This is a genomic window from Arthrobacter sp. Y3223164 (assembly GCF_059091005.1).
Genome location: NZ_JBNHGF010000689.1, coordinates 1 through 842, shown reverse-complemented (window position 1 = coordinate 842; position 842 = coordinate 1). Strand labels below are relative to the sequence as shown.

Annotated in this window: 1 protein-coding gene; it reads left to right on the top strand. The window is 67.6% G+C overall.

What is annotated here, in order from left to right; genetic code table 11:
* Positions 1 to 107 precede the first annotated feature (107 nt).
* Positions 108 to 728: a LysE family transporter gene (locus AC5RUJ_RS17425; protein ID WP_494022345.1), complete on the top strand. Its 621-nt coding sequence runs from the start codon at positions 108 to 110 to the stop codon at positions 726 to 728.
* Positions 729 to 842: the final 114 nt, after the last annotated feature.

The following is an 842-nucleotide window of genomic DNA, read 5'->3' as shown; positions in this document are numbered from 1 at the left end:
GCGCGGCGCGGCGGCGGGGTCAGCGGCCTGGGCGGCCACAACGCGGCCATGGCCGTGCTCGAGTCCCGCTGACCGAAACCTGCCGGTCCGCACCGTAGGATCATCTGGTGCAAATCTCCTTATGGCTGGCGCTGCTCGGCGCCACCCTGGTCATCAGCTTCACCCCCGGCGCCGGCGCCATCAACACCATGAGCAACTCGCTCAACGCCGGCTTCCGCCGTTCCATCTGGGGGATTTTGGGCCAGCAGGCCGCCCTGGTCATCCACGTGGTGATCGTGGCGTTGGGCCTGGGCCTGCTGGTATCCAATTCGCCGATGCTGTTCGCCGCCATCAAGTACGCCGGCGCGGTGTACCTGATCTACCTGGGCCTGCGGCAGTTCTTCGCCAAGCCGACGGGCACCGCGGAAATCGAAGAGTCGCGGCGCAACGAGCCCGCCTTCTCCATGTTCCGGCGCGGACTCTGGGTCAACCTGCTCAACCCGAAGGCGATCGTCTTCTTCCTGGCCTTCATGCCCGGCTTCATCCGGCTGGACCAGCCCCAGCTGCCGCAGTACCTGGTCCTGATCGCCACCGTGGTGGTGGTGGACATCCTCGTGATGTGGTTCTTCTTCGCTGCCGCGGCCCGGTCCTTCCAGCGCTTCACGCGGACCACGCGCGGGCTGATGATGATGAACCGGGTCTTCGGCACGCTGTTCATCGCCGTCGGCCTCATGCTGGCGTTCCTGTAGCCCGGTTCTCATAGACTCAAGGACATGTACCGCATCATCGCCGCCAGCGCCGGCTGCCCCTGCCGCCGCGGTCCCGTCCGGGGGCATCCCCCGGTCCGGGCCGCCGCCGCGACC